The sequence below is a fragment of the Amycolatopsis sp. H20-H5 genome (assembly GCF_035828755.1).
Classification (GTDB): Bacteria; Actinomycetota; Actinomycetes; order Mycobacteriales; family Pseudonocardiaceae; genus Amycolatopsis.
On sequence record NZ_JAYMZS010000221.1, the window covers coordinates 1 to 6,391 of the forward strand.

Sequence of the window (6,391 nt, forward strand, 5' to 3'; positions counted from 1 at the left end):
CGCCACGCTTTCGCGCGTGGCGTCGAAGGCCAGGTGCACGTGGACGTTGAACATCCCGGCGAGCACCGTCCCGTCCGGGAAGTCGTGGTGCACGGCGTCCACCGGCGCCTGGGCCAGCACCTGGGCGCGCGGTCCGACGGCGGTGATGAAGCCCCCGGAGACCAGTACGGCTCCGTCGCGGATCGGGGTCGCCGGGCGCGGCAGGACCTGGCCCGCGGTGATCACGGTGTGCACAAACGTTCTCCCTACGCAGGTTCCGGCAGCGCCGCCGCGAGCGCCAGCAGGGGCCGGACTTCGGATTCGAGGTCGTTCGTCTCGCCGGGCAGCACCAGCCGGGCCTGGTGCCCGCTCTGCTCCCCGGCGTTCTGGCGGTTCAGCGCCGCCTCGAGCGCGGCCGCCGCGCCACCGGGGTCCTCGACCGCCAGCGTGGTGAGGTCGGTGTCCAGATACGGGCTGAGCTGCACGAGCCCGTCGCGGATCTCGATCACCCGCCGGTAGTAGCGGCGGTGCACGGTGCGCGGCCGCAGCCGTTCCCAGAAGCCCAGCGGCCCGGCGCGCAGCTCGATCGACGGGTACGCGCGCACCAGCAGTGTCCACAAAGGAGCGAGACGCCGGTGGTCGCGCCGGTGCAGGCGCCGCCGTCGCAGCGCGGAGAGCCGCGCCCGCGCACCCGGGTAGGTGATGCCGACCAGGAACGCGACCGTGCCTAAGCTCACCAGCGGGATGGCGAGCAGCAGCAGGAACGGCACCGTCGGCCCGAACGCCCACGCGATGACGATGTACAGCGCGCGCGTCACACTGCCCGCGGCCGACGCGGCGAGCCCCGCGGCGGAGATCCGCAGGCCGGTGCGCAGCACGCGGTCCGCCGTGCGCTGATAGCGCACGATCCAGCCCACGCACGAGCTCAGGCCGTAGATCAGGTAGAGCCCCGCGCCGAGGTAGAACAGCGCGATGCCCGGGATATGCACGCGGTCCGGGCTCAGCGCTTCGCCGCGGTCCTCGAACGGTGTGCTCGCCGTGGCGACGCACATCAGCGCGATCGACATCGCCAGCGGGACCAGCTCGGCCGCCGCCCTGAACCGTCGGCGCGGGCCCGGCGTCGAGCCGAGGAAGAAGATCAGCAGCGAGCACAGGGCCGAGGACAGCAGGACGTTGTTGGCCAGCCGCCCGGCGCCCTTCCCGGCGAGTCCGTCGAGCCAGTCGTCGACCGGCTGCTGCTGGAAGAGGAAAGCCGCCGCGATGAAGGCGATGGCGATGGTCACGGCCCACAGCGGAAGCCGTTTGGGCGCTCGCTGCAGCTGGTAGACGCGCCAGCCGAGGGTGAGCGCGAACAGGACCATCACCGGGATGGTGACGGGATTGAAGAGTGTCTTCACAACCACCCTTGATGGTCGCCCAGGGTGCCCTGGATCCGGCGGAGATCTCGGTCGCCCGCGCGTCGCGGGATCGTGTAGTTCAGCACGGACGCCCACTCCAGGATGATGGTCGCCACGGTCTCCGCCTCCCACTCGTCGGCCTCGTCGTAGGACGTCCGGCGCAGCGCGCGGCGGACCGCGTCGCGGTCGATGCCGGGACCGAGCTTGGGCAGGAAGTCACCGGGCTCGGCGTCGCCGTTGGGATGGTGATCGGCCAGCAGGTGACCGAGTTCGTGCAGGATGATGTGGTCCTGGTGGGACTTGGTGGTCTCCTGCTGGAAGAAGATGTAGTCGGCGGTCGTGGTGGCGATCCAGCAGCCGAACGGGCCGGGCACCTCCAGCGGGTACGGCATCAGCCGGATCGGCTTGCCGCGGTGCGTGCCGAGGCGCTCGCACAGGACGGTGACGTCCAGCGGCGGATCGATGTCCAGGCTCTTGAGCAGGCTGCGGCAGCGCTTGCGCAGTTCGCGTTCTTTCATCGCCCCCACCGTTCCGGCTCAGCCCCGGCGGTTGTCCGGGGTGTCGCGCTCCGCCCGCTCATACCTTTCCACGAGCTCGAGCAGATCCATAACCTGCCTGCGTCCCTGGGGTGAGAGTTCCTGGGCGCGCATCGCCATCAGCCGGGCCTCGCCGCCGGACACGTTCGGCTCGGGTTCCTGGCTTTCGTTGTCGTCGAAGAAGTACGTCACCGGCACGCCGAACAGCCGCGCCAGCGCCTCCACGTAGTGGATCTTCGGGTTGATCCGCTTGCCGGTGGCGAGCTGCTGGAGGTACGCGGGCGACATGGCCGGACCGTCCGCGCGCTCGATCGCCGCCGACAGTTCGCGATAGCTGTGCGGGGCCTCGTCGTCGGCTCGCACCGAGTCGATGAGCGCACTCAGCTTTTCGGCGAAGGTTCTGTGGCGAGGCATGGTCACCCTCCGTTCCGTAGGCGCAGTGTAACTCCCTGCCCACTGTACGCAAATGTTGACAAGTGTATGCAATGGTTTACAGTTGGCCAGGAGGTCACCCCTCGACCCGGGCGGCCCCTCGCGACGAATTTTGTGCCCTGGGGGTGTGCGAAAGCCGGCGCGAGAGGTTGTTCGGTGTTCTGATGAGCAAGATCGGCCAACGTGTAGTACGCTGAGGAAGTCAAGGTTGATCGCCCTCTGGGCGAACCCTTGGCAACAGGCCTGTTGCCGGAGGTCGACCCCCAGGGCTTCCGGTAACAGGCCCCTTACTTTTTTCAGGCCTGTTCCTCGGGACACCCGCTCTTCAGGACACCCGCCCCTCAGGACATGAGCGTCGCGGCCACCGTCGCCCCAAGCTCCCGGCAGGCCGCCAGCTCGGCCTTGCCCGGTTCGCCGGTGACGAGCACGGTGCCCGAGACCTTCTCCCAGCCGAGCCCCGTCGTGACCGACTCGATCCCGCGCACGGCGCCGGTCATGTCGCTGTTGCCGTGTACGTACAGCCCGAACGGGCGCCCGCGGGTCGCGTCGAGGCAGGGGTAGTAGGCGAGGTCGAAGAACACCTTGAGCGCGCCGCTCATCATGCCGAGGTTCGCCGGGGTGCCGAGCAGGAACCCGTCCGCGGCCAGCGCGTCGGAGACGGTCGCCGCGAGCGCGGGCCGCCGGACGACGTCGACTCCCTCGATCGCGGGATCGGTCGCGCCCGCGACCACGGCTTCGAACATCGCCTGCGTCGACGGCGAGGGCGTGTGGTGGACGATCAGCAACGTGGGCACGCGGGCCAGCCTAGAACCCGGACGTCAGGTGAGCAGCGCCTCGACGTCGGCGCGCAAGGTGGAGAGCCGCGCCTTCGCGGCTTCGCGAGCTGAGGCGAGCTCGCCGGTCACGGGCTGGATCACCTGCAGGTACGCCTTCAGCTTCGGCTCGGTCCCGGACGGCCGGATCACCACGCGCAGGCCGTCGCCGCTCAGCCGCAGCACGTCGGCCTCCGGCAGCAGGTCCTCCGGCGTGAGCTCGGCGCCCGCCAGCTTCGACGGCGGTTCGGCCCGCAGCCCGGCCATCAGCTTCGCGCGCACGGACAGGTCCGTGACCCGCGGCGAAACCTGGTCGGTGAGGTACACCCCGTGGCGCGACGCGAGCTCGTCGAGCACGTCCAGCGGCGTCCGGCCCTGCTCCTTCAGCGTCGCGGTGAGGCTCGCGGCCAGCACCGCGGCGGCGATGCCGTCCTTGTCCCGCACGAAACCCGGGTTCACGCACAGCCCGAGCGCCTCTTCGTAGGCGAACACCAGCCCGTCGCCCGCGCGGACCAGCCACTTGAACCCGGTCAGCGTCTCCGCGTACCGCGCGCCGTGGTCCTTCGCGATCTCGCCCAGCAGCGACGCCGAGACGATCGTGGTGGCGACCAGCGGATCCGGCCGGGCCACCTTGTCCACTGTGGACAGCACGTACCAGCCGAGCAGCACGCCGGTCTCGTCGCCGCGCAGCATCCGCCACGACCTGTCCCGCTCGCGCACACCCAGCGCGCAGCGGTCGGCGTCCGGGTCGAGCGCGATCGCGAGGTCGGCCTCGGTTTCGGCCGCGAGCGCGAGCAGCAGGTCCGTCGCGCCGGGCTCCTCGGGATTCGGGAACGAGACGGTCGGGAAGCCGGGGTCCGGCTCGGACTGCTCCGCGACCAGGTGCGGCTCGGCGAACCCGGCGCGGGCGAACGCCAGCCGCAGGGTTTCCGCGCCGACGCCGTGCAACGCGGTCGCGGCCACCTTCACCGTGCGGGTCGTGCTCCGCGGGAGCCCCGCGACCTCGGCCAGATACGCCTCGCGGAGGTCCTCGCCGAGCACCTCGGCGCCCGGCGACCGCGCCACGCTGACCGCGGCCGGGGCGAGCTCGATCGCGCGCTCGATCTCGCCGTCGGACGGCGGCACGATCTGCCCGCCGGTGTTGTCGTAGAGCTTGTACCCGTTGTCCGCGGGCGGGTTGTGCGACGCGGTGATCTGGATCCCGGCGACCGCGCCCAGGTGCTTCACCGCATACGCGAGAACGGGGGTCGGGAGCGGGCCCGGCAGTACTTTCGCCTGAAAGTTCGCGGCCTGGAGCACCTCGGCCACGGCGGTCGCGAAGGCTTCCGAACCATGTCGCGCGTCACGGCCGACGACGACCACACCACCCTGATGGCCCTGGGCCAGCAGCCAGGTGACCACCCCCGCGGTGGTCCTGGTGACGACGGCGACGTTCATCCCGTTCGGCCCCGCCCGCACCGGTCCGCGCAGGCCCGCGGTCCCGAACTCCAGCGACCCGGCCATCCGATCGGCCAGCTCGTCCGCCACCAGCGGCTCGCCGCCCATCGCTCGGGCGAGCAGGCCCTGAAGCTCCGCGCGCGTCTCGGCGTCGGGATCGTCGGCGATCCAGCGGAAGGCCTTGTCGCGCAGCGCGGGGGTCAAAGTGTTCGTCACCGAATCAGCGTACGGGGTAGCTTCGAAGAGTGCGTTTGATCTTCACGTCTTTGGCGTCCCACGGTCATTTGTATCCCCTACTCCCGTTGGCGGTCGCGGCTCGCGACGCCGGCCATCACGTCCTCTTCGCGACAGCGGAGGACTATCTGCCCATTGTGCGCAAAGCGGGTCTCGAAGCCGCGCCCGCCGGGATCGGCATTTCCGCCGCGTTCGCCGAGCGGCCCGGCGCCGACGGCCGGACCCGCGCGGAGCTCTCCCCGGCGGAGCTGATCCCGCTGGCCGCGAGCATCTTCGGCGAGATGCTGCCCCGCCGGTTCGTCGCCGGCCTCGGCCCGCTCATCGAACGAGAACGGCCCGACCTGGTGATCTACGAGTTCGCCAACCCCGGCGGCGGCCTCGCGGCCGCGCTCGCCGGGGTACCCGCGGTGTGCCACGGCTTCGGCAAAGTGAACTCCGGCGGCCTTGCCGCCTTGATGGGCGAGAGTTTGGCCGCTTATTCGGCCGAGCTCGGGTTCGCTGTCCCGCCGCTGGATGTGCCGTTCGTCGACATCTGCCCGGAGTCCGTCCAGTCGGCCGAATTCATGCAGAACCCGAAACGGGTACCGCTGCGGCCGGTCGGATGGAACGAGCCCGGAGATCTTCCCCGTGGTCTTGGCCGTCCTTTGGTGTATCTCACGCTGGGTACCGCGATGGGCGATGTGCCGGTTTTGAAGGCCGCCATCGACGGGCTTGCCGGACTTGACGTCCAGGTGCTGGTGGCAACCGGGCCGACTGTCGAGGTTTCGGCGCTGGGAGAGGTTCCGGAGAACGTTCGGCTGGAGGCTTGGGTGCCTCAGGCGGACTTGTTGCCGCAGGTGGATCTGGTCGTCCACCACGGAGGGTCCGGGACCACCCTGGGGGCTTTCGGGGCAGGGCTGCCGCAGCTCGTGCTCCCACAGGGAGCCGATCAGTTCACCAACGCCGAGGCCGTTTTCGAGGCCGGGGTGGGGGATCGGTTGCTGGGGGAGGCCGTTACCGGTGAGGCCGTGCGGGAGTACGCGCGGCGGTTGCTGGTGGATGAGACCGTCCGGGGTGCCGCCGGCCGGTTGGCTGCCGAGGTGGCTGGGATGCCGTCGCCGGGGGAGGTTGTGGAGTTGCTGCCCGGGTTTGCCTGAATGCCCCTGAAGGCTTGTTTGGTTGGGTCCTGAGGTGTGGCTAGAAGCCTGTGTTTTTTGGCCAGCGCGCTCACAAACTCGCGCCGCCAGGTCGCCCCTGACTTCCAGCGTAAGTGCGGCTTTGTCTTTAACGGGGGCGACCTGCCGTCGCGAGTTGGGGCGGCCTGGCGGCCGCGAAAGAGGGCGCGCGGCGGTGAAGTCTCCCCTCGCAGGGCTCGGGGAGACGCTGTGGTCTTGGCCCACAGCTGTGGTTGGGTTTTGTGGTTGGTGTTGGGGTGGGGTGGGGTTTTGCTGTCCCTGAAGGCACGGCAAAGGCAAGATCACGTTGAGTGACATTGGTTGCGTACGGTAGCGATGATAGCGAGCGCTCTGAGTGGGCTGCGGGCGATCCGTTCGGTCGTTCGTTTGATGGCGTTGGTGCCGTTGAG

Annotated in this window: 7 protein-coding genes; 1 reads left to right on the top strand and 6 read right to left on the bottom strand. The window is 69.9% G+C overall.

The features are described 5' to 3' along the window. The 6 genes from QMK34_RS46525 to QMK34_RS46550 all read right to left on the bottom strand — a co-directional run. Positions 1 to 234, bottom strand: a 234-nt coding sequence (locus QMK34_RS46525; RefSeq protein WP_442785369.1) for an amidohydrolase family protein, incomplete at its 3' end; no start/stop codon positions are given. 11 nt (positions 235 to 245) lie between these two features. After that, positions 246 to 1,376, bottom strand: a complete 1,131-nt coding sequence (locus QMK34_RS46530) for an MAB_1171c family putative transporter (RefSeq protein ID WP_326421405.1) — start codon at positions 1,374 to 1,376, stop codon at positions 246 to 248. Continuing rightward, complete coding sequence (locus QMK34_RS46535) at positions 1,373 to 1,894, bottom strand: hypothetical protein (protein WP_326421406.1); 522 nt, start codon at positions 1,892 to 1,894, stop codon at positions 1,373 to 1,375. Before QMK34_RS46535 ends, QMK34_RS46530 begins: the two co-directional genes overlap by 4 nt. An 18-nt stretch (positions 1,895 to 1,912) precedes the next feature. Further along, positions 1,913 to 2,326: a helix-turn-helix domain-containing protein gene (locus QMK34_RS46540; protein ID WP_326421408.1), complete on the bottom strand. Its 414-nt coding sequence runs from the start codon at positions 2,324 to 2,326 to the stop codon at positions 1,913 to 1,915. 359 nt (positions 2,327 to 2,685) lie between these two features. Beyond that, the gene (locus QMK34_RS46545) at positions 2,686 to 3,138 is read right to left on the bottom strand and encodes a flavodoxin family protein (protein WP_326421410.1); all 453 of its coding nucleotides are present in this window, start codon (positions 3,136 to 3,138) and stop codon (positions 2,686 to 2,688) included. 24 nt (positions 3,139 to 3,162) lie between these two features. Beyond that, a complete protein-coding gene (locus tag QMK34_RS46550; protein WP_326421411.1) occupies positions 3,163 to 4,809 on the bottom strand; it encodes a phospho-sugar mutase in 1,647 nt (548 codons plus the stop codon). A gap of 29 nt (positions 4,810 to 4,838) precedes the next feature. Between QMK34_RS46550 and QMK34_RS46555 the strand changes: the two genes are divergently transcribed. Continuing rightward, a complete protein-coding gene (locus QMK34_RS46555; RefSeq protein ID WP_326421413.1) occupies positions 4,839 to 5,963 on the top strand; it encodes a glycosyltransferase in 1,125 nt (374 codons plus the stop codon). Positions 5,964 to 6,391 lie beyond the last annotated feature (428 nt).

What these genes read in the sequence shown, in the direction of transcription:
- QMK34_RS46535 (WP_326421406.1), bottom strand. Translation starts at nt 1,894, where the DNA reads ATGAAAGAACGCGAACTGCGCAAGCGCTGCCGCAGCCTGCTCAAGAGC.
- QMK34_RS46540 (WP_326421408.1), bottom strand. Translation starts at nt 2,326, where the DNA reads ATGCCTCGCCACAGAACCTTCGCCGAAAAGCTGAGTGCGCTCATCGAC.